Origin of the sequence: Pseudoalteromonas sp. SR43-5 (assembly GCF_014163835.1) — a bacterium.
In the GTDB taxonomy this organism is placed as follows: Bacteria; Pseudomonadota; Gammaproteobacteria; order Enterobacterales; family Alteromonadaceae; genus Pseudoalteromonas; species Pseudoalteromonas distincta.
Genome location: NZ_JACJEA010000017.1, coordinates 68350 through 92930, shown reverse-complemented (window position 1 = coordinate 92930; position 24581 = coordinate 68350). Strand labels below are relative to the sequence as shown.

At 38.4% G+C, this 24581-nt stretch carries 19 protein-coding genes; 17 read left to right on the top strand and 2 right to left on the bottom strand.

Annotated features, from left to right (window positions below):
• Nucleotides 1-192: 192 nt before the first annotated feature.
• From H5090_RS11815 to H5090_RS11775, 9 genes are all read left to right on the top strand, one after another.
• Nucleotides 193-1716, top strand: coding sequence for an FAD-dependent oxidoreductase (locus H5090_RS11815; RefSeq protein ID WP_182695794.1), 1524 nt, complete (start codon nt 193-195; stop codon nt 1714-1716).
• A 26-nt stretch (nt 1717-1742) separates the two neighbouring features.
• Nucleotides 1743-4439: a nitrate reductase gene (locus H5090_RS11810; RefSeq protein WP_182695793.1), complete on the top strand. Its 2697-nt coding sequence runs from the start codon at nt 1743-1745 to the stop codon at nt 4437-4439.
• Nucleotides 4440-4455: 16 nt separating this feature from the next.
• Nucleotides 4456-5427, top strand: coding sequence for a GTP 3',8-cyclase MoaA (gene moaA, locus H5090_RS11805; protein ID WP_182695792.1), 972 nt, complete (start codon nt 4456-4458; stop codon nt 5425-5427).
• Nucleotides 5428-5452: 25 nt separating this feature from the next.
• Nucleotides 5453-6127 (top strand): molybdenum cofactor guanylyltransferase, encoded by a 675-nt coding sequence (locus tag H5090_RS11800; RefSeq protein ID WP_404936427.1) that lies wholly within the window; start codon nt 5453-5455, stop codon nt 6125-6127.
• Nucleotides 6124-6663, top strand: coding sequence for a molybdenum cofactor biosynthesis protein B (gene moaB / locus H5090_RS11795; protein WP_182695790.1), 540 nt, complete (start codon nt 6124-6126; stop codon nt 6661-6663). The genes H5090_RS11800 and moaB overlap by 4 nt, the downstream gene beginning before the upstream one ends.
• Nucleotide 6664: 1 nt before the next feature.
• Nucleotides 6665-7135: a cyclic pyranopterin monophosphate synthase MoaC gene (moaC, locus tag H5090_RS11790; RefSeq protein ID WP_007375236.1), complete on the top strand. Its 471-nt coding sequence runs from the start codon at nt 6665-6667 to the stop codon at nt 7133-7135.
• Nucleotides 7113-7412 carry a MoaD/ThiS family protein gene (locus H5090_RS11785; RefSeq protein WP_182695789.1) on the top strand — a complete coding sequence of 100 codons (300 nt, stop codon included), beginning with the start codon at nt 7113-7115 and terminating at the stop codon, nt 7410-7412. The genes moaC and H5090_RS11785 overlap by 23 nt, the downstream gene beginning before the upstream one ends.
• Nucleotides 7412-7870 carry a molybdopterin synthase catalytic subunit MoaE gene (gene moaE / locus H5090_RS11780; protein ID WP_182695788.1) on the top strand — a complete coding sequence of 153 codons (459 nt, stop codon included), beginning with the start codon at nt 7412-7414 and terminating at the stop codon, nt 7868-7870. Before H5090_RS11785 ends, moaE begins: the two co-directional genes overlap by 1 nt.
• A gap of 127 nt (nt 7871-7997) precedes the next feature.
• Entirely contained in the window at nt 7998-9317 is a 1320-nt protein-coding gene (locus H5090_RS11775; protein ID WP_182695787.1) for a hypothetical protein, read from the top strand.
• A 143-nt stretch (nt 9318-9460) separates the two neighbouring features.
• On the opposite strand, the gene H5090_RS11770 is transcribed toward H5090_RS11775, so the two are convergent.
• Together H5090_RS11770 and H5090_RS11765 are read right to left on the bottom strand one after the other, a co-directional pair.
• Nucleotides 9461-10630, bottom strand: coding sequence for a putative zinc-binding metallopeptidase (locus tag H5090_RS11770; RefSeq protein ID WP_182695786.1), 1170 nt, complete (start codon nt 10628-10630; stop codon nt 9461-9463).
• A gap of 69 nt (nt 10631-10699) precedes the next feature.
• Nucleotides 10700-11473, bottom strand: a complete 774-nt coding sequence (locus H5090_RS11765; RefSeq protein ID WP_182695785.1) for an SHOCT domain-containing protein — start codon at nt 11471-11473, stop codon at nt 10700-10702.
• Between the two features lie 1021 nt (nt 11474-12494).
• Between H5090_RS11765 and H5090_RS11760 the strand changes: the two genes are divergently transcribed.
• The 8 genes from H5090_RS11760 (at nt 12495) to H5090_RS11725 (ending at nt 24561) form a co-directional block, all read left to right on the top strand.
• Complete coding sequence (locus tag H5090_RS11760) at nt 12495-15806, top strand: DUF2126 domain-containing protein (RefSeq protein ID WP_182695784.1); 3312 nt, start codon at nt 12495-12497, stop codon at nt 15804-15806.
• Nucleotides 15807-15918: 112 nt separating this feature from the next.
• Nucleotides 15919-18438, top strand: a complete 2520-nt coding sequence (locus H5090_RS11755; RefSeq protein WP_182695783.1) for a circularly permuted type 2 ATP-grasp protein — start codon at nt 15919-15921, stop codon at nt 18436-18438.
• A complete protein-coding gene (locus H5090_RS11750) occupies nt 18435-19313 on the top strand; it encodes a transglutaminase family protein (RefSeq protein ID WP_182695782.1) in 879 nt (292 codons plus the stop codon). The genes H5090_RS11755 and H5090_RS11750 overlap by 4 nt, the downstream gene beginning before the upstream one ends.
• 46 nt (nt 19314-19359) lie before the next feature.
• The gene (locus tag H5090_RS11745; protein WP_024604870.1) at nt 19360-20814 is read left to right on the top strand and encodes a circularly permuted type 2 ATP-grasp protein; all 1455 of its coding nucleotides are present in this window, start codon (nt 19360-19362) and stop codon (nt 20812-20814) included.
• 1 nt (nt 20815) lies between these two features.
• On the top strand, nt 20816-21748 hold the full coding sequence (locus H5090_RS11740; RefSeq protein ID WP_182695781.1) for an alpha-E domain-containing protein: 933 nt from the start codon (nt 20816-20818) through the stop codon (nt 21746-21748).
• A 123-nt stretch (nt 21749-21871) separates the two neighbouring features.
• Nucleotides 21872-22531: an MOSC domain-containing protein gene (locus tag H5090_RS11735; protein ID WP_024604871.1), complete on the top strand. Its 660-nt coding sequence runs from the start codon at nt 21872-21874 to the stop codon at nt 22529-22531.
• Between the two features lie 129 nt (nt 22532-22660).
• On the top strand, nt 22661-24115 hold the full coding sequence (locus H5090_RS11730; protein WP_182695780.1) for an ATP-binding protein: 1455 nt from the start codon (nt 22661-22663) through the stop codon (nt 24113-24115).
• Nucleotides 24112-24561, top strand: a complete 450-nt coding sequence (locus H5090_RS11725) for a response regulator (protein ID WP_024596059.1) — start codon at nt 24112-24114, stop codon at nt 24559-24561. The genes H5090_RS11730 and H5090_RS11725 overlap by 4 nt, the downstream gene beginning before the upstream one ends.
• Nucleotides 24562-24581 lie beyond the last annotated feature (20 nt).

Here is a 24581-nt window from a genome sequence, read left to right as displayed (position 1 = left end):
AGCGACACAAGATGGTGCAATTGCACCATCTTGTGGGACTTTATGCTTTTCACCTCTGCACCAATGTAGGCAACTTGCTGATTTTGAATGCTTATATATTTGGCTTACATATTGCTATAACAAACCTATAACAAATTATTCGATTTCAATTTTAGTCCATTACTAAAATAGGTATCACTTTAAGGTGGGTAAATGTTAAGCAAGCAGCGTGTTGTAGTGGTAGGAAACGGAATGGTCGGGCACCATTTTGTGCAACAGCTAGTTTCTCAAAATCAAGCTGATGAGCAATTTGAAATTACGGTACTTAGCGGTGAAGACCGTTTAGCGTATGACCGCGTACAACTATCCTCTTTTTTTAAAGGCAAAACCGCAGACGACCTCGCACTTACATGTAATAAAACCTATGACGATTGGCAAGTACGCTTTCATACTCATTCTAAAGTGGTTGATATAAATCGTGATACGCAAACTGTAACGACCGCTAAAGGGGAATTGTTTGAATACGACAAACTTGTGCTTGCTACAGGTTCATTCCCATTTGTACCGCCTATACCGGGTAAAGATCGCGAGCATTGCCTTGTTTATCGCACCATTAACGATTTACACGCAATAAAAAATTCAGCCCACGGCAGCAAAGTAGGCGTGGTAATTGGTGGCGGTTTACTGGGGCTTGAAGCTGCAAACGCATTAAAGCAATTGGGTTTACATACTCACGTAATAGAATTTGCACCGCAACTTATGGGTGTACAAGTTGATGCTGGTGGCGGTCGGCTACTAAAAAACAAAATTACAGATTTAGGTGTTACTGTGCATACATCGGTAGCAACTGAGGAAGTAGTAGAAGGTGAAAGTTGCCGTTACAAAATGTGTTTTAAGGGCGGTAAAACCCTTGAAACCGACATGATTGTATTTTCGGCAGGTATTCGCCCTTATGATAATTTAGCCCGCGAGTTTAATTTAGAGATAGGTGAGCGCGGCGGTATTGTAATTAATAACCACTGCCAAACGAGCGACAAAAACATATACGCTATTGGTGAATGTGCACTGTGGAATAATTTTATTTTTGGCTTAGTGGCACCTGGTTACGCCATGGCTAAAATAGCAGTTGGTCATATTTTACAAGATACGCAGCAAGGTTCCTTGCAAAGTACTGGCTTAGACAATAAAGCCGATGAATTTAGCGGTGCCGATATGAGCACTAAGCTCAAATTAATGGGTGTTGAAGTAGGCTCTATTGGCGATGCACATGCAAGAAGCGAAGGTGCAATAAGCTATTATTTTGAAGATCAACCCAATGGTATTTATAAAAAAATAGTCACCAATTCACAAAGTAATAAGCTGATTGGCGCGGTACTTGTTGGCGATACCAGCGATTACGACAATTTGCTGCAATATCATTTAAACGACATTGAACTTACCACCGCTCCCGAAGCGCTCATTATGCCCCTTGCCGGCGACATAGCAGAGCTAAGCGCCGATGACTTGCCTGATAACGCCATTATTTGCGCGTGTCATAAAGTAACTAAACACACCATTGAACAAACAGTCGCTAAAGGCTGCATAGATTTGGCAAGTGTGCAGCAAAGCACCAAAGCCAGTACAGGCTGTGGAGGGTGTGAAAAGCTCGTTCAAAACGTAATAAACAGCGCACTCGCTAAAGCAAGTAACACTATTAACGTAGTTACCCTTAATGAGCCTGTTAAACAGCTCGCATAAATTAAAGCACATTAAAAGAGAGCAGTATGACAACCGCAAACACATCACCAACTATAAATAAAACGAGTTTAAAACAAACAACATGTGCTTACTGTGGTGTAGGGTGCGGTGTTGATATTTCACTTTTTAATAATGTGCCAACCAAGCTTGAAGGCATGCGAGAGCACCCCGCAAACTTTGGTCGTTTATGTGTAAAAGGCACGCATTTGCTAGACACCACAGGCAGTGATAACCGCTTAACGTCGCCCCTCATTAATAATAAAGCAGCCACGTGGGATGAAGCAACCGACCACGTTGCCAATAAATTTAACGACGTAATACAAAAGCACGGACCCGATGCGGTGGCATTTTATGTGTCAGGGCAGTTACTTACTGAAGATTACTACATCGCGAATAAATTAATGAAAGGCTACATAGGCTCAGGCAATATCGATACAAATTCGCGCCTGTGTATGTCATCTGCTGTGGCAGGTTACAAACGCGCTTTTGGTGAAGACGTAGTGCCGTGTACCTACGAGGATTTAGAGCAAACTGAGCTGCTTATTTTAATTGGCTCAAATGCAGCGTGGACTCATCCGGTTTTGTATCAGCGAATGGAGCGTGCAAAACAGCTTAACCCAAATATGAAAGTGGTGGTTATTGATCCGCGTAAAACTGACACCGCTGAGCTTGCCGACACATTTTTAAATATAAAACCAGGCAGTGACGCTGCGCTTTATAACGGTTTGCTTAATTATTTAAATGAGCATAACCACCTCGATACGCAATTTATTGCTCAGCACACAAACGGCTTTGAAAGCGCATTGCAAGAGGCACAAAAGTGGAGCTGTGAGGCAGTTAGCGACTTTTGCGATATAGCAATTAAGCAAGTCACTGAGTTTTACGCGCTATTTGCTAACAGCCCAAGTGCGATTAGCTTTTATTCAATGGGTATAAATCAGTCAAGCTCGGGTGTAGATAAATGCAACGCCATTATTAATGCACATTTAGCCTCAGGTAAATTACTTAAACCAGGCAGCGGTCCATTTTCGATTACTGGGCAGCCCAATGCGATGGGCGGGCGCGAAGTCGGTGGCTTAGCTAATCAGTTAGCGGCGCATTTAGATATTGAAAACGAAGCGCATCAGTCACTTGTACAACGTTTTTGGCTTGCGCCAACTATTGCTAAAAAAGCAGGCAGTAATGCTATTGATATGTTTGATGAAATAGCGGCAGGCAAAATAAAAGCAGTGTGGATAATGGCAACAAACCCAATGGTGAGCTTGCCGAATAACACCGCTATAAAAAAAGCATTAGAGACCTGCGAGCTGGTGGTTGTATCTGACTGTATTGCAAAAAGTGATACGTTAAAATTTGCCGATGTTGCTTTTCCATCAACCGGATGGGGCGAAAAAAACGGCACAGTAACTAACTCAGAGCGCAGAATATCAAGGCAGCGCCCTTTAGTAGCGCCTTATTCAGGAGCTAAAAACGATTGGCAAATTATGTGCGAAGTCGCTAAAAAAATGGGCTTTGAAGGGTTTGACTTTACAGATCCAAGTGGCATTTTTGAAGAATGGGCACAATTAACCGACTTTGAAAATAATGGCAGCCGAGTATTAAACCTCTCTGGTTTAGTTGGGCTCACAAAAAGCCAGTACGATAACTTAAAACCCATAATGTGGCCTGTTGTTAAAAATCAGCCTTATAAAAACGGTCAGGTTTTTACAGATAACCAATTTAGCACCGCTGATAAAAAAGCGCGTTTTATACCCATAACGCCGCAATTACCTGTGCAACAAACATCAAGTGATTATCCGTTTATAATGAACTCAGGACGTATACGCGACCAATGGCATACGATGAGCCGCACGGGTAAAAGCACTGCGCTTTCATCGCATATTACACGCCCGTACATTGAAATTAATCCGCTTGATGCCAGTAAATTAGCAATTAAACAAAACGATTTAATAAGTGCGATTGCGCAAACTGGGCAGGTTACCGCGCATGCAAAAGTAACCGATTCCGTGCGAAAAGGTGAATGCTTTATGCCTATTCATTGGAATAAGCAATTTGCGTCATCAGCAACAGTAAGTGGGTTGTATCAATCGGTAGTTGACCCTCTATCTGGTCAGGCTGAGTGCAAACACGGCGCTGTTAATATAGTTAAGGCACCCTTTGTGCAATATATGCAGCTGTTTGTTAAAAACGAACTTGTTATAAACAGTGATTTTTGGCTCAAAGTTAATGCAAGCAATTGCTTTAATTACCAATTGGCGCTTAATGAACCACAAAGTGATTTACTGTATTACTGCCAAACCTTGACTGGTTTACAAGGGCAGTGGTCGGCTATGAATACGGCAAAAGCCATGCATGTGCAGTGTATTCAAAACGATAAATTAGCGTTCGTAGGTGTTATTTCTAATGAGCAAAAAGAAATATCACTTGAGTGGATAAACCATTTATTTGCAGAGCCATTACTGACCTTTACACAGTTACAGTCTTTGCTTTATGCAACCCCCGATGAAGAATTTACCCAAGGCGTGCAAGTGTGTAGCTGCTTTAAAGTAAGAGAGCAGCCAATTATAAACGGCATTAAAAACGGTGCAAACACAGTCGAGCAATTGGGGTCTGAACTTAAATGTGGGACGAACTGCGGTTCGTGTAAAACGCAATTAAGCCAATTAATAAAACAACATTACAAAGCCGGTTCTAGCAGCATTGATGTTGCGGTTGAAATGTAAACAAACAAGGAAGCATATGCTTAATGATCAATTTGGTCGGCAGTTTAACTATTTGCGCCTCTCAATAACTGATGTATGTAATTTTAGTTGTAGTTATTGTTTACCAAACGGGTATCAGTGCGATACGCCGCGTAATTTTTTAAATAAAAACGAAATTAGCACTCTAGTAAATGCGTTTGCAGAGCTAGGTACTAAAAAAGTACGCATTACAGGTGGCGAACCGTGCTTGCGAAACGACGTAACCGATATTATAAAACTCTGTAAAAATACACCTGGCATAGAAAAAGTAGCCATTACTACCAACGGGTTTAATTTATTAAAGAAAATTGATGAATTTGCTAAGGCAGGGCTTGATGCGCTTAATGTCAGTATTGATAGCTTAAATCCGAGTATGTTTAAACTCATAACAGGGCACGACAAACTTAACCTTATTTTAAAAGGGATTGAACGCGCGGTAGAACTGGGCATAAAAGATATAAAAATAAATGCAGTGCTTGCCAAGCAGTTTAATAAAAACCAATTGAAGGATTTTTTAGCGTGGGTAAAACACCACAAAGTTACAGTGCGCTTTATAGAATTAATGGAAACCGGTGACGGCGCAACATTTTTTGAAGAAAACCACTTAAGTGGGCAAACGGTTAAAGCCCAATTACTCGACCAAGGTTGGTTACAAGTCGTTAGGGGGAAATTAAATGGACCCGCTGAGGAGTTTTGTCATCCTGATTACGATGGTCGTATTGGTTTAATAATGCCGTACAGTAAAGACTTTTGTAAAAGTTGTAATCGCTTAAGGGTGTCGGCGCTGGGTAAATTACACTTATGTTTATTTGCAGAGCAAGGTATAGATTTACGCGAACTACTCAACGAGGACGATACTGCAGCGACCGTAAAGGCAATTCGAGCCGCTATGGGCAATAAAGAAATAAGCCATGAGCTGGATAAACGCTTAACAGGTGCGACAACTCACTTAGCCATGTTAGGCGGCTAATATGGAAGCTAATATAAAATCTAATATGAAAGTTAAGCGAGATTTTACAGGCGTTGTGCTTGCTGGTGGTAAGTCATCAAGAATGGGCACAGACAAAGCCGATTTAGTTTTAAAAAATAAAACGCTATTGCACAATGCGTGTGATTTATTAAAAGACGTAGGCGCTAAAAACATACTTATAAGTCGCAACGTTACAAATCCAGTCAAGTCATTGAACCATTATTCACCGAGCGATTATCCCTCAGAAAAGTACGTTAAAGATATATACCCAAATAGTGGACCCCTTGGCGGAATTTATTCCACATTAATAGCCACTGAGCACGACTTACTTATTACTGCGGTAGATATGCCTCTACTTACGAGTAGTTTGTTAAGCATAATTGTGCTGGCTTCTCAGTCAAATAACGTACAAAGTGTGAGCAATCAATTAAATCAGTCACAAATACATGCTTGGCACTTTGAAAATGAACCACTACCGCTGTATATTCGTAATACAAGCAGTGTAAAAAATCATTTAAAACACATACTCACAAACGCTAACAGTCATAAATCAATAAAACAGTTTACCCAAAGCATTGGTGTGCAAACGCTTTTATGTAATAAAGCGCACGCATTAATAAACACCAATACACCGGCGCAATTTAAAGCTGTAAATGAGCATATTGACCAAAGCATTAATCAATTAAGAAGAACATTATGAGTCACACAACTGAGTCACAAATAGCATTAAACATTGCCGTAATGACGGTAAGCGATACACGCGATGCGATTACCGATACTTCTGGTCATTACTTAATTAAAGCGCTAACTGAAGCTGGTCATCACTTAGCTGATAAAGACATAGTTAAAGATGACGTTTACCAAATGCGTGCAGTGGCATCGCAGTGGATAGCCGATGACACCATTCATGCTATTTTAGTGACTGGCGGTACAGGTTTTACTGAGCGCGATTCAACACCAGAGGCATTTGCGCCGCTGTTTGATAAAAGCGTAGACGGTTTTGGTGAGCTATTTAGGCACATATCGTACGGCGAAATTGGTAACTCTACTATTCAATCTCGTGCATTGGCAGGACTTGCTAATAACACCGTTATTTTTTGTATGCCAGGCTCTACAGGCGCATGTAAAACTGCGTGGACAGGCATAATAAAAGATCAACTTAACTCAATGCATAAACCGTGTAACTTTGTACCGCACATTACCATTGGTAAAAAGTGTGAATCGCGTGAGCAATAGTATGTTGAGTCACGTTGACGAAAACGGCCAAGCGAATATGGTTGATGTATCGCTCAAAGACGTAACCTTGCGCGATGCCTCAGCTGAAGCATTTATTAGCATGAGCAAGCTTGCCTTTGAACAAGTAATGCTTAATCAAAACAAAAAGGGTGATGTGTTAGGCGTGGCACGCATTGCAGGTATTCAAGGCGCTAAAAAATGCGCTGATTTAATTCCGCTTTGTCATCCGCTTGCACTTAGTAAAGTCGCTGTTGATTTTGAACTTGATGAAGCAAACAGCCAAATTAAAATAACCAGCTACTGCAAACTTGCAGGTAAAACGGGGGTTGAAATGGAAGCGTTAACAGCGGTATCTGTGGCTAGCCTTACTTTGTTTGATATGTGTAAAGCAGCCGACCCACTAATGGAAATTAGCGGCATGCGCGTTACTCAAAAAGCAGGGGGCAAAAATGGTAGTTGGCAACGCGATTAATCCAAACGATGCAATATCTAGCGCCGGGAAAGTAGAGTTATTGTTTTTTGGGCAACTAAAAGAGCGGTTAAAGTGCAGTAAATTAAGTCTTGAGATTACGCAGCCGCTTACTATTTCAGAGCTTAAATTAAAATTAGTGAGTCAATACCCGCACTGGCAACCGTGGCTGGAAGAGCGTGAGCTACTTGCAGCGCTTAACCAAACTATGTCATCAAGCGACGAAATAGTGAAAGCAGGGGATGAGCTTGCCTTTTTCCCGCCGGTTACAGGTGGCTAATGAGCATACATATTCAAGTACAAACCGATGATTTTAATGTAGGTGACGAGCACAATACGCTTTGTAGTAATAATAAAAGCGATGGCGCTGTTGTCACCTTCACAGGTTTGGTAAGAGAGTTCAGCAGTGGCGATAACGTTATTGCACTTGAGCTTGAACACTACCCTGGTATGACCGAGCAACTCCTTCAATCTATTGCAGAGCAAGCACAAACTCGCTGGCAACTGGCGCGAATATCTATTATTCACCGCGTTGGTTACTTAGCACTTGGCGAGCAAATTGTATTTGTAGGCGTAACGTCCCGCCATCGCCAAGCCGCGTTCGAAGGCGCACAATTTATTATGGATTACTTAAAAAACCACGCCACGTTTTGGAAAAAAGAGCACTTTAAAGACTCATCAAATTGGGTTGAGTTTAAACAAAGTGACAAACAAGCGCTGGATAAGTGGGAAAAGTGATGCAGATATTTCATTACTTGTGCTCTACAGAGGTTATATAGCTCTCAGTTTGCGTGTGAAGTCTGCGTTTTTCGTGTTATAAATCAGCAATATTAGATTGTTAGCTCGACCCAAGTCTGGAAGACATATGCGCACATCAAAAATGTTATATTTTACAATATTATTACTTGTTCTACTTTCAGCTTTTCTTGCTGTATGGGTATATGATTTAAAAGAAGGTAAAGATTTACTGAGCTTTACCATATCAACAGTAAGCTTTTGTATAGCCGTATTAGCTTTATTTATTACTGTTAGAACATATACATCAATTGATAGTGTAAATAATATTAGCAAAATGGAAGGTAACATTTTAGATAATGAAAATTACGTAACCTCACTTCCAGAGTTAATTAATCAGTTTAAGTCCCAAAATGAAAATACACTAGAGAAAGAAATTTTTGACTCTATTGAGCATAAACTAAAAAAAGAGTCAGAAACCGCCGTTCTTTTTGCCGATACCCTTCAGTATATAATTGACCTAATTGTATTATTTCCAGCTGTTTTTAATGCATCAGAAACTAACAAAGTACTTTATAAAAAGCGTATGGATACAATTTTGTCAGAAGTTGATAGGCGCTGTGAAATATTGCACTCGGTGAGTAAAGGTAATTCAATTCAAATAACGGAAACGATAAAGCTATTTAAAGCTGTTGTGTCTTACCAAAGTTTTGTGGCTGATGATAATTTTAATATTCATGCAGACTTACTTCATGTGAGAGGTCCAATTCTTCGTAATCCAGTTACAAAAACCATTTACCATAATTACCTAGGTTTGTATTACAACAAAAAAGGCATGCATTTATTACGAGAGTCGCTAAATATGAACTCTGTAGATATTTTGTCGATTGATGGTTTAGAGCTGGCTCAAAAAAATATTAATACCATAGAGCCATCAATACTTGAAGAAGTAAGTATGTATCTTAAATCTGCCGCTGAGCAGTTTGATAAAGCACTTAAAGTATCTAGCGAAGATGTTATGTGGCCTGGTTTTATTAATTACAATAAAGCACGTACGGTATATTTTTTAGCTTTACTATCAAATAGCGAACTTAATTGGTTAGATATTCTCGACGAAGCAATAGAGTCTCGCAGCAGGTTAAATCGACTAATTGACGAAATTTTAATGATAGACAGATCAAAATCAGCCAATATTGTTAGCACACATTTAAGAGAATTTTTTCTATATCAAGAAGAGTTAGCACGCACAGTAAAATTGAATATTTTACTGTCGAATAATCTAACCAGACAAAATAATGCACCTATTATATATAAAGGGATTAATATCTCTGATATATCAAACGAAAAACTAACTGACTTATTTGTTTCAATACAAAAGTTTTCTACAGTTAGTATTTACCAAGAAAAAATCATAAGCCGACTTAAGAATAACCTCGCTGTGACAAACTAACAAAGCTTCAGCGAGAAAGTAGGGGATATACTATTTTTACGTCTTTTTTCTCATCATAAAAAAGCCACCTACCTATGCATGAAAAGTCATAGCAAGAATAAATGGCTCTTTATTAAAATGTTTTTTGGACTGAGCTTATTTTGTTACACTTTTCCTATACTCAAATCAGGCATTAAATTGAGCCTGTTATGGATAGCATGATGGATGAAAGATAACTTAGTTCGCACCGCTTGAGTAAGTACAAATGGGTAGGCATCGGCAAGTCCCATGCTGCGATTTAGTGAATTTAGAATGATCGAAAATTCCATCCAAGTATCTAAAATAGCATCAATCGATGTTTGTGAATTAAAGTAATAAGCACTTTGTGGCAATCTAAGCTCGTCTGCTTCATCTAATTCAAACTCATTACCGGTTGTTGAGCCTGTAATTGAAAAGTTTTTGGCTGTTTCTAAAGTATCGATAATATGCATGTAATGCGCCCATGTTTCTGCCCAGTCTTCATAAGGGTGCATAGTAGCGTATTCACTAATAAAGGTTTCATGCCAGTTAGCTGGCGCGCCTTGCTTGTAATGAGTATCGAGCGCTTGCTGGTAATCTAATTCGTCATCACCAAAATATTGCTTACATAAAGCATGTTTTTTTGATGAATTTGCGATTAGTTGATCAAAATAATAATGACCGAGTTCATGGCGAAAATGGCCAAGTAAAGTACGGTAACGCTCGCCCATTGCTATTTTAGCTTGAGAGCGTGCTACGTCGTCTGCTTCAGCTAGGTTTATAGTGATATGCCCGCAATCGTGTCCTGTAAATACAACGTCTTGACCTATAATAGGGCTTACAAAGTGATCGCTTACGTTACGGTCTGCTATAAAATCGAAGCTTAATCCGCTTTCAGGTTCTTGAATCGTGGTATTTAAAGGGAGTGATAATGATTTTAATGTATACAAAGCGCGACGTTTTGCTGTCTCCATTTTTTTCCATAATGGAATATGTTCAACAATACTTAAATCAGGCACCGTTTCATTAAAGCGGCACGAAAAACACAGCACTTCGTCTTTATCGGCAACAGGTATAAATGTGTCTAAATTAACCATACCATTGCATACGTGATACTGAGCGTTGTTATCACATTTTTTATAAAAAACTTCAGGCGCTTCTGCTTTGTAAAATAACCCCGATTGCTCATCAATTTCATAGGGTTCAACTTGGTCGAACTCATCATCAATACCCACGGTTCTGCCGCAAGCCAAACAATGGCTGCTTTCAAAAAATAAAATAAGTTGATCTGTGCAATTACATTTAAATGTTTTCATATGTTACCGAATAAAAAAGAGACCGTATAAACCACTTTTACTTAGCGCTATGCTACTGGAGGATAGTGGTTAAATCCTTTTTAAAAGTTCAGACTTTTTAATATTAAATTCATCATCACTCAACGCATTAGAGTCGCGAAGTTGTGCTAACTTTTCAATAATTTGAAGTGTTTCGTCTACCGAGTATTGCCCCACAGTATTATTAGCCGGTGCTTCAACTTGGTTTGGTGTTGACGATGCAAAATTCGGCTGCGTTACTTGCTGCGTAAAATCTTTTTGTGGTTCTGGAGACGTTGGCGTTTGCCCTGAAATTAATGGCAGGGTATTTACATTAATTGTCCCCCACTGACTGTTAAATGTAAGAGAGGTATTATTGCCTTGCTGTTGGCTTACACCACCAATATTATGATCTAACGTGTCGTATACGCTCACTTGTCCATTTAATTCAACGGCTAAGCGATTAGGGAATATAGCGTAGCGAATATTATTTTGCGCACCACTGCTAAATGGGCTGCCTAGATTACCTGGCCACCACTGATTGCTGCCAGGCGATCCTACAGGAATAACCGGAAATATTTGGTTATTGCTCAATATATTAGCAAGTTCGTTGCACAAGTTATCAACGGTTGATTTTAAACCGTTGTTAAACATGTCGCCAACCATTGTCATTCCGCCACGCATCCATTGACCAGAACCACCAAGTTCTTGGCAATTAAACTGTGCCATTGAGCAACCGCCGTTATTAACGCTAACTAACATGTGAATTACTGCATCGTGACTGAGGTTATAACGAGATGCTATACCATTAACTAAGTTTTCACCGACATCTGTTAGCTTTTGCATAAGAAAATATCCTATTAGGTAGATTGGGTTGATTTAAAAAATCTTAAATACGCTAGGGCGTGTAGATTTTTGGGATTGAAATTTGTTCAATCTAGGGGCGATTTAATCGCGGCGCGAGGTTTGTAACCTAGTGGGCTAAGTAAAAACCGAGCAACAAAGAGTCAATCGTCCCTAGAAAGAACCCAGGGGCAGCGCATGTTTGGCATTTATGCTGCGTTATCGCGTATGTATGGGGAACAACCACACATCATAGACTCTGCCTTGCTTAAATACCAAACACACTGCTGCAAATTCAACCACCAAAGAACAACACGCCCTAGTGCTGCATTACCTTTAGCTTTGATGATAATGAAAAATTAACAGGTTAGTGAGGTGTGCTGGTTTTTCAAATTGGACGTGTTCTGTTTTGTTTGAAATTAAAACACACCACTGCAAAACTAATCTTTAAAGTAAGCATCTATGTATTAAAAGTTGCTTGTTTTATGTCATCGAGATTGTTAGTTTTACTGTAACGTAAGCGGTTAAAAATCGATCTAGTATAGCACCGTTACTTACTTTAACAGCAGCTTTATTGTGAACTATTTCTTACTATTTAATGATTATTTTTAATGATTTTTAAACTCTAAATAAATCCTTTTAATTATATCAGTTTAGCGGTATAAATAACGCAGTGAGTATTTTAAAAAATCTAAATATATTTGTTTTATTTCAATATTTTAAATTAACAGGATTTAATTGTAAGTTATTTTAAAGCACTATTTTGGTGCATTTTCTGCACCATTAAAAATCTAAAATTGATGGTTTAAATTACACTAAGTTTACTATTTATTGAATAGGTGTGTTTTTCCTATTAATTAGGTCAAAACCTTTATGCATAACGTTGCTTTGTGCAAGAGCTGCGAGTGGATGAACAGTACTACTTAAGCAAGTCTTTTGGTATAAAAATTGCACAAGTGAATTAGTCCAAATAATATTTTCAGCGTTATATTGTGGCCATACATTATTAAAGGGGAATTAATAGATGACAATTACAGTTGGGATTTCGCACCATACTCAGTATAAATACGACCGGTCAGTTAATATGGGGCCGCATATATTCCGATTACGTCCAGCGCCACATAGCCGTACAAAAATTAAAAGTTATTCTTTAAAAATAGTTCCAGAAGATCATTATATAAATTGGCAACAAGACCCTTTTGGTAATTACCAAGCGAGGGTGGTGTTTAACAAGCCAACTACCGAATTTAGTTTTACAGTTGATTTGGTCGCCGAACTAACGGTTATTAATCCTTTTGATTTCTTTTTAGAAGATTACGCCGAAAACTTCCCGTTTGTTTACGATGCTATTTCAAAGTCAGAACTCTCTCCTTATTTAAAAAAACGCAAAGCCAGTCCAAAATTTAAAGAATTAATTGAATCTTTAAACCCTAAAGAGCCGCTTAGAAGCGTTGATTTTTTAGTGGCTGTTAATCAAGCTATTTATGAATTAGTAGGTTATGGCATTCGTTTAGAACCCGGTGTGCAAACGGCAAACGAAACAATAAGTAAAAAAACAGGTTCGTGTCGTGATTCTGCTTGGTTATTAGTACAATTGTTTCGTCATTTAGGGTTGGCATCTCGATTTGTATCGGGTTACCTAGTACAGCTAACCTCAGATCAAAAATCACTAGATGGCCCAAGCGGTCCAGAAGAAGATTTTACCGATTTGCATGCATGGACCGAGGTGTATATTCCGGGTGCAGGTTGGATAGGGCTTGATCCTACCTCGGGTTTATTTGCTGGTGAAGGTCATATTCCATTGGCGTGTACGCCAGAGCCAAGCTCGGCAGCGCCGGTAACCGGCGGTATAGATGACTGTAAATCTGAGTTTAGCTTTTATAATAAAGTAACGCGTGTACACGAAGACCCACGTGTTACTAAGCCGTATTCTGAGGCGCAGTGGGCGGCAATTAACCGTTTAGGTCAGCACGTTGACAATGTTTATAATGAAGAAAATATACATTTAACCATGGGCGGCGAACCTACGTTTATTTCTATTGACGATATGGAACATCCTCAGTGGAATACTGATGCCGATGGTAAAGAAAAAAGAATATTAGCTCAAAATTTATTTGTAGAAATGAATAAAGTATACACAAAAGGTGGCTTTACTCATTACGGACAAGGTAAATGGTATCCGGGTGAGCCATTACCACGTTGGCAATACGCATGTTATTGGCGCAAAGATGGTGAGCCTTTATGGCAAGATGCTGCACTATTAGCCGATCCTAATAAAGATTATAAATTTGATCATACCGATACTAAAAAGTTTGCTGATAAACTGTGTGACTCACTTGGTCTTGAAACCAAGGCACTTACTACGGCTTATGAAGATATTTTATATCACATGTGGCAAGAAGCCTCATTACCTACCGAAATAAAGCCAGATCAACCAGAACTTCTCCATGCAATGAGCCGAAAAGGCTTTTTAGCTAAAATGGATAAAGGCATAGAAAAGCCTGTTGGCTATGTTCTACCTTTAAAATGGAACGATAGCAAAAACTGCTGGCAGTCGTGTACGTGGGAGTTTAAACGGGGTCATTGTTTTTTATTACCGGGTGAATCACCACTTGGTTATCGTCTACCTTTAGACAGCCTTGAGTGGAGCGGCAATATTATTGACCGCGACCCGTTTGATATTCCAGAAAATTTTACCAAAGCTAAAAAGCTTAAAAAGGGCTTTATTGGTAAAGAAATGGTTAAAACTGCGCTTGTAATGGAAGTGAGAGAGGGGCGTTTATATATATTTATGCCACCAACAAGTCATTTTGAACATTACATGGGTTTAATAAGTAGTATAGAGAGTGTGGCTAAAGAACTTAAAATGCCGCTTGTTATTGAAGGCTATAGCCCACCTAAAGATAGCCGCGTAGAAAAATACGCTGTAACGCCAGATCCAGGTGTTATTGAAGTAAATATTCATCCTTCAACATCGTGGGATCAATTAGTCAGTCGAACCACAACGTTATACGGTTTAGCAAAAGAATGCCGATTAGGTACCGATAAGTTTATGGCAGATGGTCGCCATACTGGTACTGGTGGTGGTAACCACGTAACGCTTGGTGGCGAAACACCTGAGCAAAGCCCATTTTTACGCAGACCCGATATTTTAAGAAGCTTTATTACCTATTGGCAGCATCATCCTGGTTTGTCGTATTTGTTTTCGGGGCTTTTTATTGGTCCTACAAGCCAAGCACCGCGAGTGGATGAAGCCCGTGATGAAGTTTTATACGAGCTAGAAATTGCCTTTTCGCATATGCCCGAAGGTGAGGTGCCTGAGCCTTGGTTAGTTGATAGGTTACTGCGTAATTTATTGGTGGATTTAACGGGTAATACACACAGAGCAGAATTTTGTATTGATAAGCTCTATTCACCCGACTCAGCCACAGGTCGTTTAGGGATTGTAGAATTTAGAGGCTTTGAAATGCCTCCACATTCACAAATGAGTTTAGTGCAAATGCTACTGTTACGTACTTTACTTGCTTGGTTTTGGAAAAAACCTTACCACAAGCCATTAATACGTTGGGGTACTGAGTTACACGATAAGTTTTTATTACCACAATATGTAGAAAACGATTTAGCTGAAGTAAGCCGCGATTTACAACAGGCAGGTTTTCAATTTCAGTTAAGTTGGTTAAATCCATTTTTTGAATTTAGATTTCCGGTGTGTGGTACGCGAGAACTTGATAACGTTACACTTGAGCTTAGAACCGCAATCGAGCCATGGCATGTACTGGGCGAAGAGGCGAGTGCGTCGGGTACGGCGCGCTATGTAGATTCGTCATTAGAAAGAGTACAGATAAAAGTACAAGGAACAATGAGCGACCGCTATGTTGTAACTTGTAATGGTCGAAGAGTGCCGCTTAAACTGGTTAAAGGTAAAGCAAAAGATGAAATGGTCGCGGGTATACGATACAGAGCTTGGCAGCCACCTACAGCGCTTCACCCAACTATTGGCGTACATGCACCATTAGTTTTTGATTTAATCGATACGTGGGAAGGTCGTTCCGTTGGAGGCTTTGTATATCATGTGAGCCATGCTGGGGGTCGTAATCCTGAAACGCTACCGGTTAATGCATTTGAAGCCGAAGGGCGCAGGGTTGCAAGATTTTGGGAGCATGGGCATACACCATCGTTACTTGCATCAGCAGAACCAAGCTGGAGCCCATCGGCGGTTACGCATAGTTTTCAGTCGGCGCAAAGCGCAAGTGAATACGTAGTGCCTGATGAAGAAAGTAGTAATCCTGATTATCCAAATACCTTGGATTTACGCAGGCAGCCTAACTTTAAATAATAATTGATAGTTGTGTCATTCCACTTTGAAATTATTTAAAGTGGAATGACTAAATATTTTTAAAGCATCATTATGAACACGGCTATTTACTATAAATTGGAGCGCTTTCAGCTTGTATATTAACAATAACGCGATGCCGGAATTGCCTGAGTGGTTGTCTTTATACCTTGATAAATCACATGGACATGATGAACTAGCAAACCACAGTGGTTTTAACCCAGACCATTGGGATACTTTATTTAAGCGTTTAGCTAGTCTAACAGCAGATGATGTTAGTAGCCGCGCTACAGAAATTAGCCAATTGCTACAAAATGGCAATATTAAAAATGAAAGCAATAAGCAGTGGCACTTCGACCCATTGCCATTTATGTTATCTAAAGCCGATTGGGCATTGCTCGAAGAGGGAATAAAACAAAGAACCCTTTTATTAAATAAAATTCAGCAAGATATTTACGGTGACCAAACATTATTAGTCGATGGTCATATTCCTGCAAAGCAGCTTTTTCAAGACCCTAATTACTTACGCGAAGGTTTTAGTTTACCTAGTAACGAATTAACACTTTTTTTTACAGCATTAGATGTTTACCGCACGCCAACAGGCGAATTTAAAGTATTAAGCGATCATTGTCAGTGCCCGCTGGGCTTAGGGCTATTAATTAAAAGCCGTATTATTGCAAGGCGTGTAATGGCTGAAGAATTTGCAGAATGTAATGTTCAGCAAATTAAAGAGTTTTTAAACCTATTCCAAGAGGGTATTAATGAATATACCCACTATATGGATGACCCACGCATTGTAATTCTCACCCAAGGAATTGATGACCCTAACTACAACGAGCATGCATTCCTATCTACCTACTTTGGCTACACATTAGTACAAAGCGCCGACTTAACCGTACGTGGTGGTGACGTTTGTTTAAAATCGTTACAAGGCTTGGGTAAAATTAATGTCATTTTACGCTGGGTTTCTGATCGTTGTATTGACTCTTTAGAGCAAACTGAATATTCACTTCATGGTATTCCGGGCTTATTACAATCGGTACGACAAGGGTCGGTTAAGGTTTTAAACCCGTTTGGTAGCGGTGTGCTCTCGTCACCTTCAATAAAGTGCAACTTAGAAAAGTTATCGCAGCAAATTTTAAAACAACCGCTGTTATTAGGTGAGCCAAATTATTTAAGTGTAAAAGAAGCGCAAGCCGTTGATTGGAATAACCTCGAACTACTATCTGCTATAGACCCTACACTCAAGTTAGATGGAGTGTTAGACGAGCAAGAAATAAAGCTACTTATTAGCAAAGAACCCGATAATTACTTTTTCCAAGAAAAACCTTCTTTTAGCAGTGCACCATTTTGGCATGACGGGCAATTAATCTCCAAGCCAGTGGTGTTTAGGTGTTATGCATTAACCACTGAAAATGGCGTAGAAGTACTTCCTTCAGCACTGTGTTTTTCGAACGAAAAAAGTAACAACCCAAGAGTATCTGGTTGGATCAAAGATACATGGATAAATACAGCCGATAGAGTTGATTTAGGCGAGCATAATCCACCGGTACCAATTAGAAAAAGAATGGATGTAACGCTACTCGAAGGGGTTATTTCGAGCCGTACGGCTGAGCACCTTTTTTGGTTGGGCCGATACTTAGAACGCTGCGAAAACACCATACGTATATTGCGTATTTTTATAGACAAGTACACCGAATTTTCTGTTTACCCAGATTCAATACGAAAAAGTATAGTTGCACGGCTTTCTAATGCCATTAGGTCGCAATATATTGTTTATCCCTATATAGAACCTGATTTAAAACTAGATGGCATTGATGTAAATCTGTCTAAAGAAACCGCCTTTCAACTCCTTGCAGACGAGCAATGCGCTGGCAGTATTATTAATACATTAAAGTACATTGCAAATGCGTCGGTGCAAATTCAAGAATTACTATCTCATGATAGCCGCCGAATAATTGATGATATTAATGAGCAAATTAAAGTATTTAAAAATGTAAATATTAATATTCCAACGCGTGCAATGCAAAGCAGCCTAGATAGAGTTATAGGCTCAATTATGGCTTTTAATGGCTCGATTACAGATTGTATGCCAAATAGTAATGGCTGGTTTTTACTCGAAATGGGCAGAAGAGTAGAGCGTAGCTTACAAATAACATCATTAAGTGCGGCTTTATTAACCAAAGAGTTAGACGAGCCCGAAGAGCTTGGCTTACTTGAAGCAGTACTAAGTTGCCAAGTTAGTTTAGTTACGCATAAGCGCCGATACAGAATGTATCAAACCATTGGTACAGGACTTGAGCTATTACTTTTAGATGCTGAATACCCACGTTCTTTATTATTTCAGTTAGAGGAAATTAATAAGTTGTGTAAGCATTTACCCACAAAACGCAGACAAGGTGTAATTGCGGCACACGAAAAAGCAATTTTACTATCTAAAACAAGTTGTTATGTAACTGAGAAAGATTACCTACAAAAAAGTGAAAATAGACAACGTAACCAGTTAATCGAATTTAACCATAATACGCGTATGAACTTAGATACATTTTGTGATGTATTATTACTACAGTATTTTTCTCATACCCAAACGGCAAATAAATTGAACTGGACTAATATTGAGCAAGCTCAATCGTGAAATATAAAATAAAGCACTCGACTACATACAACTATTCAGACTTTGTTAGTTTGTGTCAAAACCAAGCGCGATTAACGCCAAAAACGAATCGCGGGCAAATATGCCACAGTAGTCGTATAGAAATTGAACCTACTCCGACTTACTTACAAACATTTACTGATTATTTTAATAATCAGGTAACAGCGTTTGAAATAGCAATACAGCATAAAAAACTTAAAGTAACGATGATCAGCGAGGTAGAACTGTTAGTCGGCGCTAATAGCAATTTAGAGAGTGTTGATATTACTTGGCGAAAAGTACGTGATTTATTGGTTAAACCAAATACGGCAGAATTATTAAAAACGTCTGAATTTGTACTACCTTCACAACTTATTCCAATAGATAAAGGAATTAAGGAATACGCATTAATTTCGTTTGATGCACACAAAAATATAATTTCTGCATGCAAAGATTTAATGGCACGGATTTTTCATGAATTTCATTATGATCCTGGTTTTACAACAATTAGTACGCCTTTGAGCACTGTTTTTGCACAAAAAAGGGGCGTTTGCCAAGACTTTGCACACTTTGCGCTTGCATGCTTACGTAGCGTAGGGTTAGCAGGTCGATACGTAAGTGGGTACATAGAAACCATGCCGCCAGAAGGCGAAGAAAAGCTAGAAGGTGCAGATGCAACTCATGCATGGTTTGCGGTATTTGTGCCAAACTTTGGCTGGGTTGATTTTGATCCAACAAATAATGTTTTACCACGCGATCAGCATATTACTCTAGCCGTAGGGCGAGACTTTTCTGACGTAACTCCTTTAAAAGGAGTGGTATTTGGTGGCGGTAGTCAATTGCTTGATGTAGCGGTTGATATGATTCGAATGGAATAGCAGTTTAACTACGTCATATATGATGATGGATAAGGTGAAAGAGTGTATGAAAATTGATTGGAAAGCGTACCAAACAAAAGGTTTCTTTGATGAATTAATTGATGCACAAGGAAACGTTAGATCGCATGGAACACAATTAGCACAATTTTTTGCTAATTTATCAGCAGAAGAATTAGTAAAAGCCAGAGCGGTTGCTGATTTAGCAATTAAAGAAATGGGTATTACTTTCACGGTTTACAACGAAGGTAATATGATTGATAGAGCCTGGCCGTTTGATATTATTCCTCGAACTATTGGTAAAAAAGAATGGCAAAGCGTAGAGGTTGGTTTAAAGCAACGTGTTGAAGCGCTAAACCTTTTTATAGATGATTTATACCACGACCAAAAAATAATAAAAGATGGTGTTTTTCCAAAAGGGTTACTAGAAAAATCAGTTAACTTTCGCGAGCAATGCGTGGGAATAAACCCGCCAAATAAGATATGGGCGCATATTTGTGGCTCAGATTTAGTACGCGATGGTAGCGGTACAATGTATGTGCTTGAGGATAACCTGCGTGTTCCTTCTGGTGTATCTTATATGCTTGAAAATCGCTCTGTAATGAAGCGTGTATTCCCTGAATTATTTGAGCAAGTATCGATTTTACCTGTTGATGATTACCCTTCACAATTATTTGATATGCTAGCGGCAATGTCGCCTCGCCCACAAGATAAACCAGAAGTCGTGGTACTTACTCCTGGGGTATTTAACTCCGCTTATTTTGAGCATTGTTACCTTGCCCAAGAAATGGGTTGCGAACTGGTAGAAGGGCGCGATTTAGTTGTTGAAAAAGATGACTGTGTATACATGAGAACAATCACAGGGCTACAACGAGTTGATGTTATTTATCGTCGTATAGATGATTTATTTTTAGACCCAGAAGCCTTTTTACCAGAATCCCAACTTGGCGTTCCTGGATTAATGCGTGCTTGGTCTAAAGGTAATGTGGCTTTAGTTAATGCACCAGGCGCAGGTGTTGCTGATGACAAAGTAGTTTACGCCTATGTACCTGAGATGATTAAGTACTACTTAGGCGAGGAAGCTAAACTTGCTAATGTCCCAACGTTCAAATGTTTAGATCCGAAAGAATGCGACCATGTGATTAAAAATATCGATAAGCTTGTTGTTAAACCTGCAAATGAATCTGGCGGATATGGATTATTAATTGGTCCTAAATCGACTAAAAAAGAACAAGAAGCGTGTATTGCTCAAATTAAAGCGGACCCACGAAATTGGGTAGCTCAACCAACATTAGATTTATCAACAGTACCAACATTTGATGGTAATAAACCAGATGGTCGACATACCGATTTAAGACCGTTTATTTTATCATCAGGTAAAGATACGCAAGTTACCACTGGTGGATTAACGCGTGTTGCTATGGTTAAAGGCTCTTTGGTGGTTAATTCATCACAAGGTGGTGGCAGTAAAGATACTTGGATTGTTGACGAAGAGGCTAAATAATATGTTATCAAGAGTAGGCGAAACTTTATATTGGGTATCTCGATACATTGAGCGCGCGGAGAATGTGGCTCGTTTAATCAACGTTAACAATTTACTGATGATGGACTTACCCAAAGGCGTATGTACCGGCTGGGAGCCATTAATTGATATTATTGGTGTACGCAAAGCGTATTCAGAAAACCATACTGATTTTTCTGAGCAAAAAGCATTAAGGTATTTACTTGTTGGTAGTGATAATAGCTCGTCAATTTTAAACTCTATTACTTCGGCACGAGAAAGCGCGCGTACAATTCGTGATGTAATACCGCGAGACGTATGGGAAGAAATTAACTCTCTTTATTATTATGTAAAAGATAATCAAAAAGAAGGGATAACAAAGCGCGGACGTTTTGATTATTTAAAAAAGATTATAGATTCAGCCCATCAAATATTTGGGGCGTTAGATGCCACAATTAATCATGATCAGGGCTATGTTTTTATCCGCTTTGGTTCGATTATAGAGCGCGCAGATATGACATCGCGAATTTTAGATATTCGCTCTGCTACGTTAATTACTAATGAAGAAGAAGTGAAGCCGTTTGATAATATTCAGTGGATCAGTTTATTGCGTTCGTTAAGTGCTTATCAAATGTATCGCCAAGAAATGGGCGTTAGAGTACAGCGTGCTGATGTAATAGAATTTGTGATGCACAGCAAAGTATTCCCACGATCTATTTTATTTTGTATGAATGAATTAAAAGCATTGGTTTTACCTTTGCCAAACTCAACAGAAATTATTAAATCAATTGATGATGCAATTGTTGAGTTAGAAAATAAAGACGTACGAGTACTTAAAAATGGTCTGTTGCATGACTTTATCGATGAAATACAAATAAACTTAGCTGGAATACATAACGGACTGGCCGAAACGTATTTTTTAAAACAAGCAGAATAATAAAAACTGTATATTGTTAAATGACTGCTTAGTCTTAAGCGGTCATTTTTTTGCTTAAATTTATTTATAATAATTTTAAAACCTGCATAATTAATCTTTACTTCCTCATCCGTTGGTATCGCAATGAAAATCATCTCGACTAATATCTCTAAAATTAAAACTCTTATTCATAATGGTAAAGAGGTGAAAACGGGAATATTCAAAACGCCAACTAACGAACCTGTTGTTATTGAAAAGCTAAATATTATAGGGGATGAGCAAGCTGATTTAGTTAATCACGGCGGGGTTGATAAAGCGGTTTACGCGTTTTCGCACAATCATTATGATTATTGGAAACAAACCCTCGAGAATGATGATTTGGCAGTAGGTGCCTTTGGCGAAAACTTCACGATTTCTGACCTTGATGAAGCGAATATACACATAGGTGACCATATTCGAATTGGTACTGCATTACTTGAAGTAAGCCAGCCTCGTGTGCCTTGTTTTAAATTAGCTATCGCCCTTAATAATAAAAACAGCCTTAAACTGTTTACGCAGCATTACTGCACTGGCGTGTATTTTAGGGTACTAGAGCAGGGCGTTGCAAAAACGGGTGATAGTGTTGTTATCGAGAAGAAAGCCTCGCACGACATATCAGTAAAAAAACTGTTCCAGGCTTTTTTTGATAAAAAATATCCAGATTATGAAAGTGTATTATTAGCAGCACTCGAATTGCCGGAGCTTGCTCTTGAGTGGCAAACTAAAATTAAAAAGAAGCTTTGTATTAAAAATGAACTAAGTTAAGCGTAAATTGTTATTTATTGAGGAGCTAGTAAAAAAGATAAAACCTGCTATACCTAATGTGATAAATACTATAATTATTATAGTGTTATTAAAAAACTGTTGGGTTAGTAGCTAAAATAGGTGTCGTATATGAATATCTCCAGAAAACTGATGCTTATTGTGATTTTAACAGCTGCAGAGGTAAGTATTACTGTTTACTCAGCTTTTGAAATAGCTAAAGGAGCCAAGTTTCACCAACTTAATTTTCTTCACTTAAAATATACTCATCAACTTACTAAGTCAGTTAAAAAAATAGAAAATGATCTCCCCATAGATATAAATACCATTGAGTCAGATATATTGTTAATTAGGCAGCAACCAATTGACTGTATTGAAGAAATAAATCCATTAAATTATGCTGTTATGAAATTTATTAACACAGAGCAAACTTTAACAATTTGTGAAAAAGATATAGAAATTGCGGATAAAACACTACTGTCAGTTACTCAGTATGAAAAAGGTGAGCTCAGTAGAGCTGATTTTTTACTAAACCTTAATGCTGCACTTGTCAGCTTTAACAAACACTCTGAGATGTTTGAAGAACCAATCAGAAAAACAGTATCGTTTATACTAATGACGTTAATTCCACTTGTTATCGTCATATCTTTTTTTAATATTATTTTTATAAGTTACCTTTCTCGTACTATATCCAGCTCTATTCGAAATCTTACCCTGCTCTTATCAAGTAAACCCGAAAGCAATATTAACCTAGATGATGAGCTTGATATAAAAACGTCGGGTGAATTAAAAGCACTCGTTATCGCGGCCAGGCAGCGGATTAAAAATGATCTTTTAAATATTGAAAACAGTATTGAACTCAAAGAGATTATAAATAGCCAAACAGCCTCCCTGCAGCAAGCAAATGACGAACTTGCACAGTTTGCTTATCGAGCTTCTCATGACCTGAAATCACCGTTGTCAGGGGCTAAATCCCTAGCGCATTTTGTTATTGAAGATATAAAAGCAGGAGATACTGAAGAGGCAAGTCGAAATGCATTGGTTATCTATCAACAAATGGAAAAGTTAGAGACACTTGTTGTTGATATTTTACTATTAGCTAAAGCTGAAATTGGTAGTGAAGATAGAGATGTAATTGATTTTAATCAGTTGATTATTGATATGAAAGAGCGACTCACTTGGCTTATGAAAGACAACCCTTGTAAGCTCGAGACAACAATTAATCTATCAGTACCTATAAAGTCAGAAAAAGCGCGTTTTGCTCAAATTATTGAAAACTTAATTTCAAACGGGTTGAAGTATTACGACAGAAATAAAGACTCCCCTTATCTCCGCTGTGATATTTTCAATGAGCAAGAGACGTTTTTTATTACTGTTACAGATAACGGAATGGGAATACCACAAAAGCATCAAGGTGAAGTGTTTGATATGTTTAAGCGATTTCATGCACAGACGAGTACGGGCTCTGGTTTAGGGATGGCGTTGGTTAAAAAACATATTGAGTACTTAAACGGTGAAATATCACTGCAAAGCTCTGATAAAGGCACAACATTTAAAATAGTAATACCATTGGATAAGCTAATATGACAAAAATTAAACCCCCTATATTAATTGTCGATGACAACGAAGTTGACCGGTATATTCTTAAAAGGCTAATAAAAGAAGCCAAGTTAGATCTTACAATTTTTGAAAAAAAAGATGGTCAAGAAGCATTAGAATTTTTAGAAAATTATGAATCTAATAGAATAAAGTACCCTGATGGATTTCCTCCAATTCTTATATTTTTAGACATTAATATGCCAAAAGTTAATGGCATTCAATTTTTAGAGAAGTTCTCTAAACTCAGAAAAATGATAGAGATAAGCTCGTGTGTAGTTATGATGTTTAGCTCATCTGAAAGAGAAGAAGAAAAAAAGATTATAATGTCACACGACTTTGTAAAAGGTTACCTTGTAAAAGGAAGTTTTCAGGCAGCAGAGTTAAAAGAAAAAGTCATGGCTGTTATTGGTCAGCATTTAGATAAATACAGCTGATGTGCATGTATTTTAAGTTT

Coding starts and splice junctions, on each gene's coding strand:
- H5090_RS11770 (WP_182695786.1), bottom strand. CDS start 10,630: ATGAAAACATTTAAATGTAATTGCACAGATCAACTTATTTTATTTTTT.
- H5090_RS11740 (WP_182695781.1), top strand. CDS start 20,816: ATGTTATCAAGAGTAGGCGAAACTTTATATTGGGTATCTCGATACATT.
- H5090_RS11760 (WP_182695784.1), top strand. CDS start 12,495: ATGACAATTACAGTTGGGATTTCGCACCATACTCAGTATAAATACGAC.
- H5090_RS11745 (WP_024604870.1), top strand. CDS start 19,360: ATGAAAATTGATTGGAAAGCGTACCAAACAAAAGGTTTCTTTGATGAA.
- moaE (WP_182695788.1), top strand. CDS start 7,412: ATGAGCATACATATTCAAGTACAAACCGATGATTTTAATGTAGGTGAC.
- H5090_RS11765 (WP_182695785.1), bottom strand. CDS start 11,473: ATGCAAAAGCTAACAGATGTCGGTGAAAACTTAGTTAATGGTATAGCA.
- H5090_RS11785 (WP_182695789.1), top strand. CDS start 7,113: ATGGTAGTTGGCAACGCGATTAATCCAAACGATGCAATATCTAGCGCC.
- H5090_RS11775 (WP_182695787.1), top strand. CDS start 7,998: ATGCGCACATCAAAAATGTTATATTTTACAATATTATTACTTGTTCTA.
- moaC (WP_007375236.1), top strand. CDS start 6,665: ATGTTGAGTCACGTTGACGAAAACGGCCAAGCGAATATGGTTGATGTA.
- moaB (WP_182695790.1), top strand. CDS start 6,124: ATGAGTCACACAACTGAGTCACAAATAGCATTAAACATTGCCGTAATG.
- H5090_RS11815 (WP_182695794.1), top strand. CDS start 193: ATGTTAAGCAAGCAGCGTGTTGTAGTGGTAGGAAACGGAATGGTCGGG.
- moaA (WP_182695792.1), top strand. CDS start 4,456: ATGCTTAATGATCAATTTGGTCGGCAGTTTAACTATTTGCGCCTCTCA.
- H5090_RS11730 (WP_182695780.1), top strand. CDS start 22,661: ATGAATATCTCCAGAAAACTGATGCTTATTGTGATTTTAACAGCTGCA.
- H5090_RS11725 (WP_024596059.1), top strand. CDS start 24,112: ATGACAAAAATTAAACCCCCTATATTAATTGTCGATGACAACGAAGTT.
- H5090_RS11800 (WP_404936427.1), top strand. CDS start 5,453: ATGAAAGTTAAGCGAGATTTTACAGGCGTTGTGCTTGCTGGTGGTAAG.
- H5090_RS11735 (WP_024604871.1), top strand. CDS start 21,872: ATGAAAATCATCTCGACTAATATCTCTAAAATTAAAACTCTTATTCAT.
- H5090_RS11810 (WP_182695793.1), top strand. CDS start 1,743: ATGACAACCGCAAACACATCACCAACTATAAATAAAACGAGTTTAAAA.